Here is a 21,568-nt window from a genome sequence, read left to right as displayed (position 1 = left end):
AGGGAGTCAGCCAATGTCCAAAGATAAGAGTGGCGGGGAATCCATTACATCGCGCGCAACCCATTGGGCGGAGGAATATCCGCTATGGGTGGCAGCCGATCGAGCGATCACTTCGACATCAAACAAGGTGCGGTGGATCGCGACCGTTAGATCAGGAGAAATGCCGAGACGGAGCGGACAATCCATAATCGGAAAGACGCATCACTTGCATACGAATATCTCAACTCTGTCAGAACCCACGTGCCATCAAACGTCGCCTCGTGAGGGTAGGGAAACCACATCCGCCTGCGGGAGCGCATTCATCTTTTCGAGCCTGTCGATGGTTTCCTGATAGCGTTCGAAGAACCGTTTCCACGTCGGGAAGCCGCCCATCTCCGCCACCGCCAAAATCATAATCCGGTGCGATGCGATCAGGAGTTGCTTGTCGGCTTGGAGCTGTTCCATTTCCGCGTTCTTCGTCGCCACCAGCCGCTCAAGGTCGGTGCGGGACCTCCTGCTCGAGCGTTCGACGGCAGTGCGTATCGTCTCCTGTTTTCTCATATATCCTTCGACCATCTCGCGGCGAATGCCATTCCGGGTGATGTCGGTGGCATGCTTGAAGACGCCGGCGCTGCGCCTGATCACGGCTCTGGCGGTGACGGTCTCGTTATCGGCGATCATCGCCTCCAATAGCTGCTCAAGAATCTGGTTCTTCTCAATCATCTAGGTCCCTCAAGCGCTTCATGGTGTCGATGATGGAGGTGCCAGCTTTCTGTTCGGCCGTTATTGACATGTCTTTGCCATCCGGGAAAATCCGCATTCCCGGCTCCGTTTCAAGCGCCTTGATGATGTTTTCATACCGTAGGCGGGCGTGGAGAAGCTGGTTCGCCCAGCCGATGTTGCGGCGATCCTCGGGCAGAGCCTCCAGCGTGATGATCACCTTTGCGAACTTGTCTCGCATGCGCTCCAGGTTATCCTGCTCGCTGATGACACCCGTCCGCGCCAGATGGAGGCATCCGTTGAAGCATTCGAGATGTTTGGGGCAGGGGTCGCTGGTGAAGCTGTTGATGCACAGGCCGTAGGGCGTCACGTGCAGGCCGTCTGCCTCGGCGTTCAAGTAGTCGAAAGCGGCCTCGTCACCGTATTCGAGTTGGACGCGGTGGAACTCATCGACGAAGGGACCACGCGCCTTGTTCGCCGAGAGCAGCTTGAAGACCTGCATCGCCTTGTCGCCAAGGCGCTCCTCAGCTTCCGGCGGAAGATCGATGTCGGCGAGGTCCTCGGCGAGGCTGCGGTGGTCGTAGACCTGGCTCTGCTGGACGCTACGCCGGTTGAACTTCTTGGTGATGATCGTATCGGCGACGCCGAGACGGAACAGCTCGGTGTTCTGGAGATGGCGCAGGGCGTGCGGGGTAAGCCGAAGAGCGCGATCTTCCTCGGTCATTCCATACCGCTCGAACAGGGTTTCGCAGCCCTTGCCGCTGGTCGAGCCGATCAGGTCGCCCCTGTCGATGCGACCAATCGCGGAATATAGGGTGGTGTCGAGGATGCCGTTGTTGCGACCTTCGATCAGGTTCCTGACCGGCATGATGAACATCAGTTCATGGGGGAAGAGCAGGGTACCGTCTGTAATCGTTGTCGGCAACGTATCCGATAGCTTGGTCGTGCGATTGGCGCGGACATGTCGCTCGACATCTCCCACGCGAACGCAGGCCGACCGCCAATCGATGGCCCGACCGTAGATGGGCTTGCCCCATAGTTTTATGATGGGGATGCCTCGTTGCGCAGGAGCGCCCCAGAACCGGGAAAGCATCCGAGGGCAGCCGCTAAGTTGGTACTGCCTGATCTTGTCGAGGGCCTCGATATCATAGGTTCGTCGGTAATTCTCGACCAAGCTTATGGGGATGTCTGGATCAGAGAAAGCAATATTGCCAGTCATCCTGACGTACATTTCCCAGGCGGGAACCAGTGCGTCCTCGGGATATTCGGGAAAGATGCGTCCCGTCTCCGTCTGCCGTCTCAGCCGCTCGCGTAGCGGTGCTGTGATCTTTTCGACGTGCTCGAGCGTCTCGATAAGGATTTCCTCGAACATCGGCGGGACATGCTGGGTGTTCTCATAAAGCGATATGCCTTCAGGGCGCTCGTCCTCGTCCTGCTTTTCCGCGAAGTGCCGGATCATCAACGAGCGGGAGAAGCCGCCGCGTTCTGCGGCCGGACGCCCATCGGCATCCAGATATTCGCGCCATCTCTTCCAGTCCAAGGGCAGGCGGGCGGCTTCGCCGATCCGAAAGCCCATGATGATCTGCACCTTGAAGACGGCGAACCGGATCGCGTCGGAGAAGGAGCGAGGCGTTTGCGTGAACACGATCCGCGCCAACTCCCAGAACGCGCGTTCCTCGGGTAACTTCGCCGCCGATTTCCTTTCGGCGAGCGAGCGGCGGAGGCCCTCCTTTCCGCCGTGAGCATTCTGCCGCTTTCGAAGGGTCTCGGCCCGCAGCTGGGCGGAACGGGATTCGCTCGTCGGGTAGGGGATGCAAAAACGGGCAAGCGCGGGGATGTCGGCGAGCTTCTGCCGGTCGAGGATGTTTCTCACCGTGGTGGCGAAGTCGAGTGCCAGCTTGCCCGAATCCCCAGAATGCAAAACCGCATTGTAGGCCTGCTGGATTTGCTCGGGCGTCACCGCCCACGGAGGCGTGTTTTCAGCGGCGGGCGCCAACCGACGGATCCCCTGAGCCACCAGCATTGCACTTTGCGGTTTGGTCTTGCCAACGAGGAGATGATGGACGAAGACCGCTTGATACCGGTCACGCCAATGTTGCGGCATCGGGCCAGAGACAAGAGGCTGCTGATTCATTTGCCGCCTGATCTCGTTGAGCTTACCGAATGCCACCGGGTCTACGCCGATCTGCCCCAGCCAAAGCGTTGGGGGCGGCAACATGCCGACCAGCTCGGTCAGGTTCCAGCGGGTATCCTTGCTGACCTTGCCCTGATCGTTGCAGACGAGATCCCAATTGAGGCCGCGCTCCTTCGCCAAGATCATGGCCGTGGCGATGTATTCCGCATAGAACGGGTTCATGTCTGATCCTCTGCCATGCGGTCTGCCTTCAGCGCCTCGACGACGCGGCGGACGGCGTCGAAGGTCGTCTTGAGCTGCCCGTAAGCGGGAGACTGCTGGTTGTAGCGGGAGGCGGCTGCGAACTCGGTCACCACGGGCCGCAGGCTTTCAAGCACTTCCTGGTGGATGTCCGGCTCGCCAAGCGGCATGAACTTCGAACAGGTGTAACACGCCAGAACCGGATTCTTCGTGCAAAGGCTCTGGCCGAGACCGCAACCGCCGATCCCGGCAATTGGGACGCCGTGCGGAACGGCTCCGATCTGCTGGTCGGGTGGGAGCCCGAGCAGCATCGCCTTGTCGATGGTCCTGGTCTTGGCGATCTTGGCCAGGTTCGAATAGATCGGCGAGATCGCCAGCGCCTCGTTGATGCGCTGCGCCTGGGCGGGCGAGGTGTCGAAATAGACGTTGGCGATGCGGTCGCTAGTCTGCCCGAGGAACTCCGTCAATCCGACATGGGAGATGCCGCCGTCCGCGAGGCGCTGCGCAGCCGTGTGCCTCAGGTCAGTCGGCGTCCAGGCTTCGCCGGTCAAGTTCGCGGTCAGCTCCATGATGGCGCGGCTAACGCCTTGCGGCTTGAGGCCGAACAGCAGGCGAGGGGGCACCCCCTTCTCCGGCGGCATGACACCACTATCGCGGCGCCTCACCAGCTCATTGAACAGCGCACCCCATTCGCGCTTGATCCTCCTGCTGACGCGGATTCGCTTGATGTTGTCCTTCTGCTTGATCAGGGAGACGGCGACGTGGACTGCGCCCGTTGAGAAGAGCCGGACATCGGCAAGCTCGATCCGCGCGATCTGCCCAGGCCGGAAAGCGTACTGGTACGACATGATCAGCATGGCGACGCCGCACAGTTCGGCATTCTTGATAGAACCGGAATTGGCCGCCAGCGCCGCGCACATGTCATCGATGTAGTTGACGATCATGGCCTGCTGGTCTAGCGGCAGAAAGCAGTCGCCGGTGCGCACAACACGGTATTTGTCGACCTTCGGACTTTTGAGACCACGTACGATCGAGGCAGCCGACGTAGACCAGTGCCCGATGTTGAGGCGACAGAGCGAATGAAGCATCGCCCGTAATGACCAGCTTTCCCTAGCAGTAACGTCGGCCAGGACGAACGTGTTCCAGTGGGATCGAGCATCGAAGGGGGCCGACGTGGCTAGGTTCAGAAGAGAGCTCATGCCTCTGCGGGCAATGTAACTACGTACATCTGAGAATAAGATCGTGACGTAGTGCAGGTCATGCCTACTTAACCAGTCAGCAAATATATGTTTGATTAGCTGCTTCGCGGGCTCAAAGTCTGCGAAGGAAATCCGATATCTGCCACCGTCCAAAGCAAGGACGATATTTTCAGCACTCATGAGATCGACGGAATGTATCTCATTGGAAAAGTCGTCGAAGTAGCGCACAACGGGCGGAAGCGGCGGCAACTTGGCGGAAAGACTTCCGATCTCGGCGAGAAGTACCGGCTCCACCATTCTTTTTACGGGTTTCATAGATGGCGTTCCGGATTGATACGCCTCAATGCCTCTACGAAAATGTCGAATTTCTCGTCCCAGACGTCGGAGAGACTGGTTTCGAAGTAAGCCTTGGCATAAAGGCGCGGCATGTTGGAACTCTTCGACCAGCCGAAAAACATGCGCAGCTTTTCCTGTGCTTTGTCCAGATCGAGCCCGTTATCCTGGTAGCGCCTCATGCGCACGACTGCCGCCGTATGACGTAGGTCATGACAAGAAACACTCTTAAGCCCTTGTTTTGCGAGAGATTCTTTTGCTCGGTTCGATAGGACGTCAGTTGCGATTTCGAACATTTTCCCGAACGAGCGCAGTGCCAGAGGCTCCGCTTTCTGCGAGATCAGCAAATGGGGATAATTCGCGCGACCGCGATAATTGCTGATGTAGTGCAGCGCCAGATCGACGATCTCTTGAGGAAGAGGGAGCTGCCGCCGCGACGGTTCGGTTTTCAAGCTGGGCCGGTCATATCGCGGGTCGTTATCTCCCGTTTCCTCGATGTCCAACCAGTGAAGGTTTTTCCCGGCCTCTAGATCAAAGTCTTGTTTGAAGGAGCTAACATATAAAAGCGCGGCCTCGCCACGGCGTAACCCGAGACGCAGCAGCAGCATGAAGATCAGCAGGTTCCGCCACCGCAGCGCCTCGGTCTTGAAGGGATTTCGCGCCGAATCCGGCCTGAAGACATCGTAAAGGTCCTCAACTACCGACGGCGGTAGCGCCCTGACCGGCGGCGGCGGCTTTTGCGGATTCGGCGTGAGTTGACGATAGAGGTTTTCGAGCCGCAAGAGCCTTGCATCGATTTCATCGGCCCGTATCCCATGCTCACTGCCTGCAAAGTGAAGCATGTCGATGACGAAGTTCAACACAAACGTCCACATAAGGGATTTGTCGGTCTTGTTGATAACAGCTTCATTCCGAAGCTGCGCCAGGAAGCCAACGAGACATTCCTCCAATGCATCGCAGTCAGCATCGGCGATCAAGCGGTCTAAACAATCGCTGCCACGCTGGCTTCGCACGGCATCATAGAAACGATCTAAGGCCAGCAGATACTTGCGGCGCGTCGAAGGCGCCAATGATGTCTTAATTATATCGGCCCAGACCGTCGCCCAAAACCGAGGGATTCCTGACGATCCTAAACTGACCAAACCAACCGTTGCTGACGGCAGCGATGTCGAACTGAGATTGGCTGGCATATTTTTTCCGCCAAGTGAAGAGCACGCTACATTGCAATGTAGCGCGAGAACGCAACAGCCAAATGACCATTCACAAGATATTGGACGAGCGCCAAAAAGGTCATTAGGAGCCAAAGAGCAACATCATCGAAATGACCGGAAAGTTCCATAAGACAGGTTATCTGATTTTTATCGGCTTGAAGGGTACATTCTATTTCCAAGTGCGACATGCCAAAGAACGCTCGAGCATAGCCAAATCGAGAAAATCCGCGCTGTTGATACTTATTGACCGGCTCCCCTGCCCTGCTTCAATCAAGCAATTTTTGATTTTCCTTCCAAGCCCTGCTGGTGATCGAATTTACTGGGGAATGTCGCTGCGCCGCACTGCCCATTTCGCGGGCCAGGGCGACGAAGGCCTTGAGCGCTGCGGAAGGATTACGCCGTCCGGGATAATAAAGGCAAAGACCTGCGAAGGGCGGCGTCCAGTCTTCCAGCACGCGAACAAGACGCCCCGCCTCGATATCGGCAAGCACGTCCTGCTCCATGAAAAAGCCAAGCCCAATGCCCTCGAGTACCGCCGTGCGTGCAAGCCCCGCTTCATCCAGCGTGATCGGGCCGGTCACATCGATCTGCGCAGTTTCCCCATCTTTCTCGAACCGCCAGCGATAGAGGGCGCCGTTCGGCAGCCGCACCCGAATGCATTGATGGCGCAGCAGGTCGGGCGGAACAAGCGGCTTGCCATGCTTCTCGATATATGCTGACGAGCCGACGACAGCATAGCGCTGCTGGCGTCCGAGAGACACCGCGATCATGTCGCTGGGCACGAGGCCTGCGACACGCACACCCAGATCGAACCCCTCCGCGACGATATCGACCAGCCGTCCTTCCGTGACGAGGTCGATATGCACCTGCGGATAGCGGCGCAGAAATTCCAGTACCAGAGGCGTGAGGATCTCGCGCGCCGCCATGGCGAAAGCATTGATGCGGAGCGTGCCTGATGGAATCGCCTGTTGCGACCGCGCCGCCTCCATCGCGCCGTGAATATCCTGCAATGCCGGGCCGATCTGCTCGGCAAAGGCCCTGCCTGCCTCGGTGAGCGAAACGCTGCGCGTCGTTCGGTTGAACAGCCGAACGCCCAGGCTCGCCTCGAGCTTGGCGATGGCATTGCTGAGCGCGGTCGTCGACATGCCCAGATCGAGCGCAGCGGCGCGAAACGACCCCCTGCGCGCAATGGCAATGACCGCTTCGAGATCGTTGAGGCCAGGTTTTTGCATTGTCCTGTTTTGCGCAATTACACATCCATATTTATCCCGCTTATCGCAACAGATGTCTACGCTTAATTGGATGGCAGAAACCAGCCGGGACAACGGTAAACAACAATCGAACCAGGGATTTCCAAATGCTTGAATTTCTCACTTTGAAAGGAAAACGCGCCCTTATCACCGCGGGCACGAAAGGCGCTGGAGCGGCGACAGTCGAACTTTTTCGTGCGCTTGGCGCACAAGTGCTGACGACCGCGCGCTCGAAACCGGAGACGCTGCCGGAAGCGCTTTTCATCGCTGCCGATCTGACAAATGAGGAAGGCTGCGCCACTGTGGCGGAGGCCGTGCGCCAGCGGCTGGGCGGGCTCGACATCATCGTGCATATGCTGGGCGGCTCGTCTGCCCCCGGCGGCGGCTTTACCGCGCTTACCGATGAGCAATGGCACAAGGAGCTCTATTTGAACCTCTTCCCCGCTGTCCGGCTCGACCGGGAACTGGTTCCGGAAATGGCAGCACAGGGAAGCGGCGTGGTGGTCCATGTTTCGTCCATCCAGAGGCTGCTGCCCCTGCCGGAGGCCACCACCGCCTATGCCGCAGCCAAGGCCGCGCTATCGGCCTATAGCAAAAGCCTGTCGAAAGAGGTTTCGCCGAAAGGCGTGCGGGTTGTCCGCGTATCGCCGGGCTGGATCGAAACCGAATCCTCCCTCGAGTTGGCGCAGCGCCTCGCGGAGGAAGCGGGAACAGACATCGAGGGTGGCAGGAAGATCATCATGGAGTCCCTTGGTGGAATTCCGATTGGCCGGCCCTCGAAGCCAGCCGAAATCGCCAATCTCATCGCCTTCCTCGCTTCCGACCGCGCGGCCACCATTACGGGAACGGAATATGTGATCGACGGTGGAACGGTTCCGACGGTTTAACGGGGCCGCCGCGACTAGCTTCCCGTCCAGCCAGAGCGATCTTCTAGTATTTATTGAAAGGCCTATCGCGGCTACACCATTGCTTTTACTCTGGCGATGATCATCTTTCTTCTCCTTCTGAAGCTTTCGGGACGAAAGAAGATAAAGCCGATGAGGCGCAAGTCTAGGCATTGGAGCCGTTATAATGGACTATCAATATTGCGTCGTGGGTGGCGGCATTGTCGGGTTGGCAACTGCCATGGAACTTCACCGGCGGGATCCTTCCGCCAAAATCGTCTTGATGGAGAAGGAAGCGGGCTTCGGGGAACATCAGACCGGCCACAATAGCGGCGTCATTCATGCGGGCATCTACTATGCGCCGGGGTCGCTCAAGGCGCGTCTTTGCCGCGAAGGGGCGGAGGCCACCAAGCAGTTCTGCCGCGGCTCCGGAATTCCCTTCGAGACCTGCGGGAAACTTCTTGTCGCGACGACGCCTCTTGAAATGGAGCGGATGGCGGCGCTGGCGAGCCGAGCGCGGGAGAACGAGATCGAATTCGAGCCGGTTTCCGGGACAGGCCTTGCGGAGCTGGAACCCAATGTCAGTGGCCTTGGAGCACTGCTGGTCAGGGCCACGGGCATTGTGGATTACAGGCGTGTGTGCCTGGCGATGGCTGAAAAATTGGCCGATGCGGGTGTCAGGCTGATGCGGTCCACCACGGTGACCGGCATCGCGGAGGGCGATTCCGGCGTCAGCGTGACGACAGATACCGGCGTGACATTGAAGGTCGGCCGGCTTATCGCCTGTGCCGGGCTGCAATCGGACCGTATCGCGAAGCTCGCCGGCCTTCAAGTACGCCACCAGATCGTGCCGTTCCGGGGCGAGTATTATACCCTGCCGAAAAGCAAATCGGGCATCGTAAAGCATCTGATCTACCCGATACCGGACCCTGACCTTCCCTTCCTCGGCATTCACCTGACACGCACGATCGACGGCCGGGTAACGGTCGGGCCGAATGCGGTTCTGGGCTTTTCGCGCGAGGGATATCGCAAAGGCAGTTTCAATCCGCAGGACGTGGCGCAGATGGCGGCTTTCGGCGGGTTCTGGAAGATGGCGAAACGCAATCTCGCCTCAGGCGTGACCGAGTTCCGCAATTCCCTTTCGAAGCGCCGCTATCTGGAGCAATGCCGCAAATATTGCCCGAGCCTCAGGATCGATGATCTCGGCGAGCCGGGAGCGGGTATCCGCGCGCAGGCGATTCTCGCCGATGGCACATTGGTTCACGACTTTCTGTTCCTCGACACGCCGCGGCAACTGCATGTCTGCAATGCCCCCTCCCCCGCCGCGACGTCGGCCATGCCGATTGCGAGGATGATCGTTGACCGGATGATGTCATGAAGCCGCGGAACTGTGCATCCGCGGCTTCAACCCGTGTCAGACCGCAGCGCGCCGGTCGTGTTTCGCCAGCCGGCGGAGCAGGTAATCCACTTCGGCTCTGCCGGTCTCGCTGAGGGCGAGCCCGGGCTTGCGCTGCGCGTCGGAGGTGATGACGCCGCGCCGCTTCAGGACATGCTTGCGGACAGCAAGGCCGATGCCGAGCTGTTGCTCGTAACGGATCAAGGGAAGGTGCGCATCGAAAAGATCGTGCGCCTCGTCCCGCCTGTCATTGGCGAACAGGTCCATCAGTTCCACGAGCATATCGGGAAACCCATAGCCGGTCATCGCGCCGTCAGCGCCGCGCTCCGGCTCGAAGTCGAGGAACATGCCGCCATTGCCGCACAGGATAGAGAACGGTCGCAGCTCTCCAGCCTTCTGCATGGCACGAAGCTTGGAAATCTTCTCCAGTCCCGGCCAGTCTTCATGTTTCAGCATCAGGCAGGATGCATGGTTGGCCATGATCTTCGCGATGACACTCGCCGACATCACCACATTGAGGGTCAGCGGGTAATCCTGCAGCACCCATGGCACTTCCTCGCCGACCGCCTCCACCGCTTGAGCAAAGTATGTGACGATCTGATCGTCGGTCCTGAGCGTGGGATTGGGGGCAATCATCACGCCCGCAGCGCCCATATCCATGGCGTCTCGCGCCAGTGAGCGCATGGCGGCGAAGCCCGGCGCGGAAACGCCGACGATAACAGGCACGCGCGAGCGGCCCACCACCTGCTTGATGATGGCCCGCGATTCCGCCGGCTCCAGCTTAGGCGCTTCGCCCATGATGCCGAGAATGGTGATGCCGCTGCAGCCGCTATCCTGATAGAAGTCCGTCAGCCGGTCGATCGATGAATGGTCGAGCGCGCCATTATCGAAAAACGGCGTCGCGGCGATGGCATAGACGCCGTGGGACTGCGTGGAGAAGGTCATTGCGACTCTTTCCACGCCTGATAGCGCGCCTTGGTTTCGGCATTCATCGGATAGAGACCCGGCAGCGGCACGCCGCGGTCGACTTCGGTCATGATCCAGGCTTCCATCCGCTCCTGTTCCGGCGCTTCCGCCAGCACGGCGTCAAGCAGCTTCGCCGGAATAAGGACCGCCCCGTCCTCGTCTGCCACGACGATGTCATCGGGGAATACGGCCACGCCACCGCATGCGATCGGCTCCTGCCATCCGACAAAGGTAAGGCCAGCCACCGAAGGAGGAGCAGCGACGCCGTTGCACCAGACATTCATGCCTGTGCCGAGCACGCCCTCCGCATCGCGCATCACCCCATCGGTGATGAGAGCCGCAACGCCGCGCTTCACCATGCGGGAGCACAGGATATCGCCGAAAATGCCGGCGTCGAGCACGCCCAGAGCGTCCGCCACCGCAATGCAGCCCTCGGGCATGGCTTCGATCGCGGCGCGGGTGGAGATCGGCGAGGCCCAGCTTTCCGGCGTGGCGAGATCCTCACGCGCGGGCACGAAGCGGAGCGTGAAGGCAGGGCCGACGATCCGGCCCTGGCCCGGCTTCAGAGGTTTCGTGCCGCGCATCCATACATTGCGCAACCCTTTCTTCAAGAGCACGGTCGTCAGCGTGGCGGTCGAGACGCCCTTCAGCGTCTCGACGATCTCTGGATCGAGCGTCATTTGTTGTTCCTGTTTCCTTGTTTAAGCGCAACCTTGTCTTTGATCCGCAAATCCATCTTTTGCTCCGTTTCGCCCGACTATGCCCCAGAAAAAACCACAGAAAAATCTAGTTTTTTATAGCTTCAAACGATAGAAAACCTAAATGGAGACGCGTTTCCTGGAAACCTTTCTTGTTGTTGCGGAATTCGGTTCGCTGGCTGAGGCGTCCCGAAGGCTGGGGATCACGCCTGCAGCCGTTGCGCAAAGAATGCAGGCCTTGGAGGACGAGATCGGGATTCCGCTCTTGGTGCGATCCGGTCGCCGGGTGAAGCCGACGGAAGCCGGTCACGCCATCCTGGAAAAAAGCCGGCGCATTCTGTCGGACGTTCATCACCTTCGCAGCCTTGCGTGCAATGACATGTCCGGCGAGTTGCGGCTCGGCGCCATTTCCACCGCATTGACCGGCCTGCTTCCTTCCGCGCTCCGGCATGTCCGGTCCACGATGCCGGATGTGGAGGTATTCCTGCTTCCAGGCACATCCGCCGATCTCTATCAGACCCTCCTGAACGAGAAGATCGATGCGACGATCGTGGTCAAGCCACCCTTTGCGCTACCCAAGACGCTGGAATGGCGTCTCCTGCGTTCGGAGCCGCTGGTGCTGATGGCGCCGGCATCGGCGGATGACGCCACTCCGCATGAGCTTCTCCGTAGCAAGCCGTTCATCCGTTATGACCGGAACAATTGGGGCGGACGCCTGGCGGACCATTACCTTCAGGAAAACGAGATCCGGCCGAAGGAATGGCTGGAGCTCGATTCATTGGAGGCGATCGGCGTTATGGTGGAAAACGAGCTGGGCGTATCGCTCGTGCCCGACTGGTCGGCTCCATGGCACCAGAGCCTCAATGTATTGCGGCTGCCTTTGCCGCGACGGGCGATGCCGCGGGAAATCGGGATGGTCTGGCCCCGCCATTCGCCATGTGGAAAACTGGTCGCAGCCCTGCTCGCAGCGCTGGAGAGAGGACCGAGCTCCAATGGCACTTGATCCAACGGCTCACGCGTCCCGCCAGAGCACCCTCACCGCCATCGTTGCGGCGGAGGTGCGTTTTTCCACCATCAGCTTGTTGAATATCTGCTCGAGATGCTTGTTGACGGTGCGTGGCGACATATCGAGGATATCGGCGATCTCCTTGTTCGCCTTGCCGTGAGCGATCCAGAGCAGCACCTCCGCCTCGCGCAAGGTCAGCCCGAATGCCTTGGCGAGCTGTTCCTCATCGGTGCCGCGATGCCGGTCGACGAGGCGCAGCAATATTTCGTCGCCGCCATCGTCGCTGAGAAGGCGAAACTCCATATCCTGGCCGTTGCGCGAATAGCGGAACGCTTCGCGGAGGTTTATTGGTGCCCCCTGCTCGCTTCGGCCAAGCCACTCCACCACCTCCCAGGGAAGGTAGGCGCGCTGGTCAGAGCGTATCCCAGCCCGCTGCATCAAGTCGGCGGCTTGCTGCGTCGACCAGAATATCCGGCCGTTTCGGTCGCATGCGATGATCCAGCGCCCGGTCGAATCGAGGGCCCGGTGTGCGGAGCGGGCGCGGCGGGCATTGCTGAGATGCACGCGCATGCGGGCGAACAGCTCGTTCAGCTCGATCGGCTTGCTGACGAAGTCTACACCACCGGCCGCAAGCGCGCGCACCACATGCTCACTCTCGTTGAAGCCGGTCATGAAGATGATGGGAATGTCCTCGAAGCCGCGCGCGGATTTGAGGATCTGGCAGGTTTCGAATCCATCCAGGCCCGGCATCACGGCATCCATCAGCACGATATCGGGCGAATTGCTGTGGGCCAGCGTGATCGCTTGCCGCCCGCTGTTGCAGGTGAGGACCTCCATGCCCTCAAGCGTCAGTGCGTCGGACAGCATGAGCAGCGCATCCGGGGAATCGTCGATGACGAGGACACGGCTTGTGTCCATTGTGTCAGGCATTCTTCACCTCTTCGATCACGGCCAGGAACTCCCGAAGCCGATAGTTCGCGGCGAGGTGCCGCATATGGTGACAAAACCGCGCCGTGGCCGGCGCAGATGTCTCGATATCGTTCAGCGTCGCCTCGATCGAGCGGATGAAGCCGGTCTGGCCAAGCGTCCGCAATTGTTTCAGCTTGTGCGGCTCGGGCAGTTCGCCCGGAGCGAAATCCGGCTGCGGTTCCGCCTCGACAGTTCCCTCGTCCGCATGCACCCACGTCAGCGGCAGCAATGTCCCGAACCAGTCGAACAACTCGTCGAAGCCGAAGGGCTTGGTGAGGTAGGCATCGCAGAGGCCGGCATATTCCGGGTTCGTCCGCTCGTTGCCGATATCGGCGGATAGCATAATGATCGGCATTTCGCGCCCGGTCCGCTTGCGCGCTTGCCGCGCCACCTCCCAGCCGGACATGCCGGGCATTGCGACGTCGAGGATGAGGATATCAGGCCGGTAGAGCGACAGGGCCGAAAGGCACGCCTTCCCGTCGGCGGCGGTGATGACGGTGAAGCCGAGCGGCCGCAGTACATCCTCCAGAAGCGCCCGCTGGTTGCCGTCGTCATCGGCGACCAGTACGGTGCGCCGCACGCCCTCATAGCCGCTGATGCGTGAAATGGCGGCGGACACATCCTCAATGCCGGTAGCGGCGGAAAGATGCAGCCGCACCTTGACATAGGTGCCCGTGCCCGGCGTGCTGCGCATCAGGAGTTCGCCGCCCATGATTTCCACCAGCAGCTTGGTGATCGTTAGTCCTAGCCCCGTGCCGGGAGACCGGGCCACATTGCCCGGCTGCTCAGCCCGCTCGAACGGCAGGAATATCCGTTCGATATCCGTTTCGTGGATACCGACGCCGGTGTCCTCGATCTCGAAGGTCGCCACCTGACCGCGATAGGTCACCGTCAGGCTGACCTTGCCATGGTTGGTGAATTTGATGGCGTTCGACAGGAGGTTGATCAGCACCTGCCGCAGCCGCTTTTCGTCGGTGACGACATAATCGGGCATCGAGGAACTGGCGCGAAACTCGAAATCGACGCCCTTGGCCTGAGCCTGAAGCGTCAGCATATCGACGATCTGGTCGAGGAAGGGCCTGAGCGCGATCTTGTGGCGGAAAATTTCCAGCCGCCCGGCCTCGATCTTCGAGATGTCGAGCAGCCCCTCGATCATGTCGGCCAGGTGCTCGCCGCTGCGCTTGATCGTGCGCGCCGCATTATGGATGTAGACCGGCAATCCCTTCTGCCGTTCCAGCAGCTGGGCATAGCCGAGGATCGCGCTGAGCGGGGTGCGCAGCTCGTGGCTGAGGCCGACGACATATTTGCTTTTGGCGACATTGGCCTGCTCGGCCGCTTCCTTCGCCTTCTGCAACTGCCGGTCCGTCTCCTCATGCGCCTCGATCTCGTCCATCAGAAGCCGCGTATGCTTGCGCGCCTCGTCCTCGGCGAAGGTGCGGCTCTCTTGCGCCAGCACGAACAGCCAGACGATGATGCCGGCGATGATGAAGATGATGATGAACAGCTTCCACAGCACGGCGGCGGTCTGTGCGGGAGGCAGTGTCCGGTCGAGGCTGCTCTGGAAGTAAATGAGCCAGAATACGAGGCCGATCAGCGCCGTCACCACGGTCAGCACGGCGAGATAGCGGGCAAGCCGGCTTTCGAGGAAGGCCTGGAGCCGGCCCGGCAGGAACGCGATTGCGAAACCGCGCAACTGCTGCATGAAGCGGGCGTCGGTCTTGCAGCTATCGACGCAGCGCGCGTCCAGGGAGCAGCAGAGCGAGCAGATCGGCCCGGAATAGATCGGGCAGCTCGCCATGTCCTCGCTGTCGAAATGGTGTTCGCAGATACAGCATTCGATCAACTGGCCGCTCTTCCAGTTCGCCGAAGATTGCCTTGCGATGTAATAGCGCCCGCGCGTCGCGACCGCCAGCACCGGCGCGAGGACGAAGGCGGACAGCAGAGCGACATAAATGTACACGGCGGCGAGCGTCGGACCGAATGCGCCGAAATAGGCGATGAGGCCGGCCAGCGCGGAGATGGTCATGGCTCCGAAACCGACCGGGTTGACGTCATAGAGATGCGCCCGCTTGAACTCGATCTTGCGCGGCGACAGGCCGAGCGGCTTGTTGATGACGAGGTCGGCGACAATCGCCCCCATCCATGAGACGGCGAGGATCGAGTACAGCCCCAATGTCTGCTCCAGCGCCTTGTAGACGCCGAATTCCATCAAGAGCAGGCCGAGCATGACATTGAAGACGAGCCAGACGACGCGGCCGGGGTGGCTGTGGGTCAGCCGCGAGAAGAAGTTCGACCAGGCAATCGAACCGGCATAGCTGTTGGTAACGTTGATCTTGAGCTGGCAGATGACGACGAAGATGCCGGCGACACCGAGCGCCAGCTCCGGCGAGCCGAGCATTTCGCTGAAGACGCTTAAGTACATCTGCGTCGGGTCTGAGGCATCCTTGAAATCGACGCCGTGCTGAAAGGCGTAGAAGGCGAGGAAAGAGCCCGCCAGGATCTTCAACCCGCCGATCACCATCCAGCCGGGACCTGCCGCGAGCAGCGCCGCCCACCAGCGCAGCCGGTTGGCATGATCGCGCCGCGGCAGGAAACGCAGGAAGTCCACCTGCTCGCCGATCTGGGCGACCAGCGAGAAGATCACCGCCGAGGCTGCGCCGAAATGCACGAGATCGACGCGGCCGTCCGCATGCCCCCACAGTCCCGAATAGCCGGTCCACTGCCGCACCGACGGATGGCTCTGGGCGGCGATGAAGACGAAGGGCGCCAATTGCAGCACGACCCAGAACGGCTGCGACCACGCCTGAAAGCGGCTGATGAAGGTGACGCCATGAGTGACGAGTGGGATGATAACAAGCGCGCCGATGATATAGCCGATCGGCAGTGGCAGGCCGGTGCAGAGCTCCAGCGCCGTCGCGATGATCGCCGCCTCGATTGCGAAGAAGATGAAGGTGAATGTCGCATAGATCAGCGAGGTTACCGTCGAGCCGATATAGCCGAAGCCGGCGCCGCGCGTCAGAAGGTCGATATCGACGCCATATTTGACGGCGTAATAGGCGATGGGCACCCCCATCAACATGATGATCGTGCAGGAGACGGCTATCGCAGCCACCGCGTTGGAGAAACCGTAATTCAGCGTGATTGCCCCGCCGATCGCCTCCAGCGCCAGGAACGAGATCGCGCCGATCGCGGTGTTGGCGATGCGCCAGTTGGAAAAGCGCCGCACCTTGTAGGCGGTGAACCGCAGCGCGTAGTCCTCCAGCGTCTGGTTCGCCACCCATTTGTTGTAGCTGCGCCGGTTTCTCGGAATGCGCTGCGCCGTGTTCAAGCCTGATGCTCCCTCTTGGGCCCAAGGCATTTTCGCTGCATCCCCTGCCCCGGCCCCAAAGGGAGCCGAAGCAAGTTTCATTCCACTTCCGCGCACCCGTTCGGGCGGTAAAATGATGGAGGCGAAAAGGCCAGCCGGGACATTCGACCCCCAAGATGTTCCCCTTTTTATTCAATGAAATAGACGCATTCTTGGGATCGATGCCCGCATGTTACGGGCAAAACGCATGGGGGCAAATACGTTAAACGCTCCATTGTTGCGGCGCACCAATTCTGTCGAACTTCACGCAGCTGTCGATTGATCGATCGGCAGAAGGTTCAAAAAAGAGCGACATGATGAGGGGTTTGCCATGAGGGATGATATTTCGAAAAATACCCTGTCCGTGACCCGGCGGACGCTGCTGGCGGGCATTGCCGGCCTGCCGCTGCTTTCGATGATTGGGCCTGTTCTGGCGGCGGACTATCCGACGGCTGCCGTCAACACGACCGGGCTCGCCGTTACCGATGACACCGTCAAGGTCGGCATCCTCCATTCCGTGACCGGCACCATGGCGATCAGCGAGACCGGTTCGGTGCAGGCGGAGAAGCTGGCCATCGAACAGATCAACGCTGCCGGCGGCGTTCTGGGCAGAAAGATAGAATTCATCCAGGAGGACGGCGCCTCCGATTGGCCGACCTTCGCCGAAAAGGCCAAGAAGCTGCTGGTGCAGGACAAGGCCGCCGCCGTTTTTGGTTGCTGGACCTCGGCTTCGCGCAAGGCCGTGCTGCCGGTTTTCGAGCAATATAACGGCATGCTCTATTATCCGACTTTCTATGAAGGTCTGGAGGAAAGCCCGAACGTCATCTACACCGGCCAGGAGGCGACCCAGCAGATCCTCGCCGGCATAGACTGGGTGGTGAAGGAAAAGGGCGCCAAGAGCTTCTACCTGCTCGGCTCCGACTATATCTGGCCGCGCACCTCCAACAAGATCGCCCGCAAGCACATCGAGAAGCTCGGGCTGGAGGTCGTCGGCGAAGACTATTACCCGCTCGGCCATACCCAGTTCAACTCGGTGATCAACAAGATCAAGCTGAAGAAGCCTGATGTGATCTACGCCATCGTCGTCGGCGGCTCCAACGTCGCCTTCTACAAGCAGTTGAAGGCAGCCGGCATCGATCTTTCCAAGGAGAAGCCGCTGCTTCTCACCATCTCGGTGACGGAAGATGAAATCCTAGGGATCGGCGGCGAGAACATAGCCGGCGCCTATGCGATGATGAAATATTTCCAGAGCCTCGACAATCCCAACAACAAGGCCTTCGTCGAAGCCTTCAAGAAGATGTGGGGCGACAATATCGTCATCGGCGACGTTACGCAGGCCGCTTATCTGGGTCCCTGGTTGTGGAAGGCCGCCGTCGAGAAGGCCGGTTCCTTCGACATCGACAAGGTCAAGGCCGCCTCGCCCGGCATTGAACTGACGACCGCGCCGGAAGGCTATGTAAAGATCCACGAAAACCATCACCTCTGGTCCAAGGCCCGCGTCGGCCACGCCAAGGCGGATGGCCAGTATGCGGTGGTCTATGAGACGACCGATCTGATGGAGCCCAATCCGTTCCCCGAAGGCTATCAATAAGCCTCGATACGCCGCCTGCCCATGCGGGCGGCGCCGGTTCCGTTTCCGCTCCCGATATCTGTCTGCTTTCCGCGAGACCACCATGATTGGCGACTATACGATCGGCGAATTCACCTCGATCCTGGCTATGCAGGGCTTTGCGGGGCTGAGCCTCTTCTCCGTGTTCGTTCTGATGGCTCTGGGCCTGGCGATCATCTTCGGGCAGATGGGCGTCATCAATATGGCGCATGGCGAATTCATGATCCTCGGCGCCTATGTGACCTATATCTGCTCGCATATCGTAACCGAATATGTGCCCGGCCTCTTCCCGGTCTATTTCTTCATCGCCATGGCTCTGGCTTTCATTGCCGCCTTCGCGCTGGGCGTGCTGGTGGAATGGGGAATGATCCACTTCCTCTACCGCCGGCCGCTCGACACGCTGCTGGCCACCTGGGGGCTGTCGCTCATCCTGCAACAGCTCTACCGCTCGGTGTTCGGTGCCCGCGAGGTCGGCGTCACCCTGCCTGACTGGATGATGGGCTCGATCGCGCTCACCGACACGATCGAAATTCCGATCAACGGCCTGTTCGTGATGGTGCTGACGCTGCTCGTCTCCCTTGCCGTCTATTTCATCCTGTTTCGCTCCGCCTGGGGCAAGCAAGTGCGCGCGGTGTTGCAGAACCGGGTCATGGCTGGCGCCGTCGGCATCAACACCAAGCGCGTCGACCGGATGACCTTCGGCCTCGGCTGCGGCATAGCCGGCATAGCGGGCTCCGCCTTCACCATGATCGGCTCCACCGGCCCGACGGCAGGCCAGCTCTATATCGTCGACACCTTTCTCGTCGTCGTCTTCGGCGGGGCCGGCAGCCTGATCGGCACCATCGCCTCGGCCTTCACCATCTCGCAGGCGCAATCGTCCATGGAGTTCTTCATGAGCGGCTCGATGGCCAAGGTGCTGACCCTGCTCACCGTCGTCATCATCCTGATGCTGCGTCCGCAGGGCCTGTTCACACTCAACATCCGCCGCTGAGGAGTTTTTCGATGAAAACCGACGACATTCTCTTTTCAAGGCAGGGGTGGCTCGCCTTCGCCATCCTGGCAGGCTTCATCCTTCTCGTCCTGCCGGCTTCGGTCGATATCTTCCGCCTCAACCTGATCGGCAAATATCTGACCTATGCCTTCGTCGCGCTCGGGCTGGTGCTCTGCTGGGGCATGGGCGGCATCTTAAGCCTCGGTCAAGGCATCTTTTTCGGGCTCGGCGGCTACTGCATGGCGATGTACCTGAAGCTCGAAGCCTCGACGCCGGAGGCGACGAAGATCCAATCGACGCCGGGCATCCCCGATTTCATGGACTGGAACCAGCTGACCGAACTGCCCTTCTGGTGGCAGCCGTTCCATTCCTTGGGCTTCACGCTTGTGGCCATCGTCGCGGTGCCCGTCCTCTTCGCCTTTATCATCGCCGCGGCCATGTTCAAGCGGCGCGTCGGCGGCGTCTATTTCGCCATCATCACCCAGGCGATCGCCGCGATCATGACCATTCTGATCATCGGCCAGCAGGGCTATACCGGCGGCGTCAACGGCATCACCGACCTGCGCACCCTGAATGGCTGGGACATCCGCACCGACGGCGCCAAGCTGACGCTCTACTTCATCTGCGCCGTCCTGCTGCTCGCCTCGGTGCTGCTGGCGCAGGCGGTGAAGATATCCAAATTCGGCCGGCTGCTCGTCGCCATGCGGGACCGCGAGGAGCGCGTGCGCTTTTCCGGCTACGACGTCTCCAATTTCAAGATCTTCATCTTCTGCCTTGCCGCTGCCTTCTCGGCCATCGGCGGCGCCATGTTTACCCTCCAGGTCGGCTTCATGTCGCCTTCCTTCGTCGGTATCGTTCCTTCCATCGAGATGGTGATCTTCTGCGCGGTCGGCGGGCGGCTGTCGCTCTTCGGCGCGGTCTACGGCGCGCTCATCGTCAATGCCGCCAAGACGTCGTTCTCGGAGAGTTTTCCGGAACTGTGGCTGTTCGCCATGGGCGGCCTCTTCATCGCCGTCGTCATGGCCTTCCCCAACGGCCTGGCCGGTCTTTACCACGACCACGCGGAACCCTGGCTGCGGCGGCTTTTAAAGCATTCCGTCATCAGGCGGCCCATCGCCGCCACGACCAATCCGGCGAACTGAGAGATGCACGTCATGCTTGTCACCGATACCGGACAGAAGGATTTCCTGCTTGCGGTCGAAGGACTCACCGTCTCCTTCGACGGCTTCAAGGCGGTCAACGACCTCTCTCTTTACGTCGATGAGAACGAAATCCGCGTCATCATCGGCCCGAACGGCGCCGGCAAGACGACGGTGCTCGACCTGATCTGCGGCCGCACCCGCCCGACCGGCGGCTCGATCCGCTTTTCCGGCAAGGAGCTGACCGGCATGCGCGAATTCGAGATCGTGCATGCGGGCGTCGGGCGCAAGTTCCAGAACCCGTCGATCTATGAGGACCTGACGGTGTTCGAGAATCTGGAGCTGTCCTTCCCGCGCGGACGCGACGTTTTCGGCGCCCTGTTTTTCCGCCGCGACGCCGAGGTGCGCGACCGCGTCGAGGAGGTGGCCGGGCTGATCTTCCTCAAAGACCACCTCGACACCGAGGCGGCGATCCTCAGCCACGGCCAGAAGCAATGGCTGGAGATCGGCATGCTGCTGATCCAAAGCCCGAAGCTGTTGATGCTCGATGAGCCGGTTGCCGGCATGAGCGTTGCGGAGCGCGTTAAGACCGCCGAGTTGCTCAACACCATCATCCGCAACCAGTCGGTGATCGTGATCGAGCACGACATGAAGTTCGTCGAGGACATCGCCCACCGCGTCACCGTGCTGCATCAGGGCAAGGTGCTGTCGGAAGGGTCGATGGAGCGCGTCAAGAGCGATCCCAAGGTCATCGAAGTCTATCTCGGTCATTAGGAAGCAATACGATGCTCACAGTCGAGAACCTTCATGTCGCTTACGGCCAGAGCCAGGTGATCCGCGGCATGAACTTTGCCCTCAACCCCGGCGAGATCGTCGCCATCATGGGCCGCAATGGCATGGGAAAGACCACGCTGATGAAGGCGCTGATGGGAATCGTCCCGTCCGCGCATGGCATCATCCGCATCGGCGACGCACAGGTCGTTGGTATGGAGAGCTATCGCCGCGTTGCCGCCGGCCTCGCCTATGTGCCGCAGGGACGCATGATCTTTCCGGCCATGACCGTGAAGGAGAACATCGAGACCGGGCTCACCGTTACCGGCGAACGCGCGGTGCCCGATTCCCTCTACGAACTGTTTCCTGTGCTGCTTGAGATGAAGGGGCGGCGCGGGGGCAACCTCTCCGGCGGCCAGCAGCAGCAGCTCGCGATCGCCCGGGCGCTCGCCTCAAAGCCGAAAGTGCTTTTGCTCGATGAGCCGACCGAGGGGATCCAGCCCTCGATCATCAAGGAAATGGCCCGAACCCTTTGCAGCATCCGCGACCGGATGGGTTTGTCGATCCTCGTTTCCGAGCAGGTTCTGAGTTTCGCCCTCGACATGGCCGACCGTGTCCTCGTCATCGAGAAGGGAGACATCGTTCATGAGAGCCCGCGCAACAGCATCGATGAGGCGAAGATTGCCGGTTTTCTGTCCGTTTGACCACCCTATCCCTCACCCAGGAA

Annotated in this window: 17 protein-coding genes; 8 read left to right on the top strand and 9 right to left on the bottom strand. The window is 60.3% G+C overall.

The window, feature by feature from the left end; genetic code table 11:
* Nucleotides 1-246: 246 nt before the first annotated feature.
* From ACOWVG_RS16320 to ACOWVG_RS16300, 5 genes are all read right to left on the bottom strand, one after another.
* Nucleotides 247-702 carry a hypothetical protein gene (locus ACOWVG_RS16320; protein ID WP_420963377.1) on the bottom strand — a complete coding sequence of 152 codons (456 nt, stop codon included), beginning with the start codon at nucleotides 700-702 and terminating at the stop codon, nucleotides 247-249.
* Complete coding sequence (locus ACOWVG_RS16315) at nucleotides 695-3,055, bottom strand: hypothetical protein (RefSeq protein WP_420963376.1); 2,361 nt, start codon at nucleotides 3,053-3,055, stop codon at nucleotides 695-697. Before ACOWVG_RS16315 ends, ACOWVG_RS16320 begins: the two co-directional genes overlap by 8 nt.
* Nucleotides 3,052-4,161, bottom strand: a complete 1,110-nt coding sequence (locus tag ACOWVG_RS16310) for a tyrosine-type recombinase/integrase (RefSeq protein WP_420963375.1) — start codon at nucleotides 4,159-4,161, stop codon at nucleotides 3,052-3,054. The genes ACOWVG_RS16315 and ACOWVG_RS16310 overlap by 4 nt, the downstream gene beginning before the upstream one ends.
* A 422-nt stretch (nucleotides 4,162-4,583) precedes the next feature.
* Complete coding sequence (locus tag ACOWVG_RS16305) at nucleotides 4,584-5,795, bottom strand: tyrosine-type recombinase/integrase (protein WP_420963374.1); 1,212 nt, start codon at nucleotides 5,793-5,795, stop codon at nucleotides 4,584-4,586.
* Between the two features lie 287 nt (nucleotides 5,796-6,082).
* Nucleotides 6,083-7,048 (bottom strand): LysR family transcriptional regulator, encoded by a 966-nt coding sequence (locus tag ACOWVG_RS16300; RefSeq protein WP_420963373.1) that lies wholly within the window; start codon nucleotides 7,046-7,048, stop codon nucleotides 6,083-6,085.
* Between the two features lie 125 nt (nucleotides 7,049-7,173).
* Here ACOWVG_RS16300 and ACOWVG_RS16295 point away from each other — a divergent pair, with 125 nt between their 5' ends.
* Together ACOWVG_RS16295 and lhgO are read left to right on the top strand one after the other, a co-directional pair.
* A complete protein-coding gene (locus tag ACOWVG_RS16295; RefSeq protein ID WP_420963372.1) occupies nucleotides 7,174-7,953 on the top strand; it encodes an SDR family oxidoreductase in 780 nt (259 codons plus the stop codon).
* Nucleotides 7,954-8,134: 181 nt separating this feature from the next.
* On the top strand, nucleotides 8,135-9,328 hold the full coding sequence (gene lhgO / locus ACOWVG_RS16290) for an L-2-hydroxyglutarate oxidase (RefSeq protein WP_420963443.1): 1,194 nt from the start codon (nucleotides 8,135-8,137) through the stop codon (nucleotides 9,326-9,328).
* A gap of 36 nt (nucleotides 9,329-9,364) precedes the next feature.
* Here the strand turns inward: lhgO and ACOWVG_RS16285 are convergent, their stop codons facing one another.
* Both ACOWVG_RS16285 and ACOWVG_RS16280 read right to left on the bottom strand, forming a co-directional pair.
* Nucleotides 9,365-10,291, bottom strand: a complete 927-nt coding sequence (locus ACOWVG_RS16285; protein WP_420963371.1) for a dihydrodipicolinate synthase family protein — start codon at nucleotides 10,289-10,291, stop codon at nucleotides 9,365-9,367.
* Nucleotides 10,288-10,992, bottom strand: coding sequence for a ribonuclease activity regulator RraA (locus tag ACOWVG_RS16280; protein ID WP_420963370.1), 705 nt, complete (start codon nucleotides 10,990-10,992; stop codon nucleotides 10,288-10,290). The genes ACOWVG_RS16285 and ACOWVG_RS16280 overlap by 4 nt, the downstream gene beginning before the upstream one ends.
* Before the next feature lie 142 nt (nucleotides 10,993-11,134).
* Between ACOWVG_RS16280 and ACOWVG_RS16275 the strand changes: the two genes are divergently transcribed.
* Nucleotides 11,135-12,013, top strand: a complete 879-nt coding sequence (locus tag ACOWVG_RS16275; RefSeq protein WP_420963369.1) for a LysR family transcriptional regulator — start codon at nucleotides 11,135-11,137, stop codon at nucleotides 12,011-12,013.
* A gap of 9 nt (nucleotides 12,014-12,022) precedes the next feature.
* Here the strand turns inward: ACOWVG_RS16275 and ACOWVG_RS16270 are convergent, their stop codons facing one another.
* Both ACOWVG_RS16270 and ACOWVG_RS16265 read right to left on the bottom strand, forming a co-directional pair.
* Nucleotides 12,023-12,946: a response regulator gene (locus ACOWVG_RS16270; RefSeq protein WP_420963368.1), complete on the bottom strand. Its 924-nt coding sequence runs from the start codon at nucleotides 12,944-12,946 to the stop codon at nucleotides 12,023-12,025.
* The gene (locus tag ACOWVG_RS16265) at nucleotides 12,939-16,343 is read right to left on the bottom strand and encodes an ATP-binding protein (protein WP_420963367.1); all 3,405 of its coding nucleotides are present in this window, start codon (nucleotides 16,341-16,343) and stop codon (nucleotides 12,939-12,941) included. The genes ACOWVG_RS16270 and ACOWVG_RS16265 overlap by 8 nt, the downstream gene beginning before the upstream one ends.
* Nucleotides 16,344-16,662: 319 nt before the next feature.
* On the opposite strand from ACOWVG_RS16265, the gene urtA reads away from it, so the two are divergent.
* The 5 genes from urtA to urtE all read left to right on the top strand — a co-directional run bounded on the left by urtA (nucleotide 16,663) and on the right by urtE (nucleotide 21,545).
* Entirely contained in the window at nucleotides 16,663-17,922 is a 1,260-nt protein-coding gene (urtA, locus tag ACOWVG_RS16260) for an urea ABC transporter substrate-binding protein (RefSeq protein WP_420963366.1), read from the top strand.
* Nucleotides 17,923-18,004: 82 nt separating this feature from the next.
* Nucleotides 18,005-18,931, top strand: coding sequence for an urea ABC transporter permease subunit UrtB (gene urtB, locus ACOWVG_RS16255; RefSeq protein ID WP_420963365.1), 927 nt, complete (start codon nucleotides 18,005-18,007; stop codon nucleotides 18,929-18,931).
* Nucleotides 18,932-18,942: 11 nt separating this feature from the next.
* Nucleotides 18,943-20,073 (top strand): urea ABC transporter permease subunit UrtC, encoded by a 1,131-nt coding sequence (gene urtC / locus ACOWVG_RS16250; RefSeq protein ID WP_420963364.1) that lies wholly within the window; start codon nucleotides 18,943-18,945, stop codon nucleotides 20,071-20,073.
* A 12-nt stretch (nucleotides 20,074-20,085) separates the two neighbouring features.
* On the top strand, nucleotides 20,086-20,844 hold the full coding sequence (gene urtD, locus ACOWVG_RS16245; protein WP_420963363.1) for an urea ABC transporter ATP-binding protein UrtD: 759 nt from the start codon (nucleotides 20,086-20,088) through the stop codon (nucleotides 20,842-20,844).
* A gap of 11 nt (nucleotides 20,845-20,855) precedes the next feature.
* Nucleotides 20,856-21,545 carry an urea ABC transporter ATP-binding subunit UrtE gene (gene urtE, locus ACOWVG_RS16240; protein ID WP_420963362.1) on the top strand — a complete coding sequence of 230 codons (690 nt, stop codon included), beginning with the start codon at nucleotides 20,856-20,858 and terminating at the stop codon, nucleotides 21,543-21,545.
* Nucleotides 21,546-21,568 lie beyond the last annotated feature (23 nt).

It is taken from the genome of Brucella sp. IR073, assembly GCF_049065735.1.
In the GTDB taxonomy this organism is placed as follows: domain Bacteria; phylum Pseudomonadota; class Alphaproteobacteria; order Rhizobiales; family Rhizobiaceae; genus Paramesorhizobium.
The sequence above is the reverse complement of the archived record's forward strand: the minus strand, read 5'-3'. Positions and strand labels throughout refer to the sequence as shown.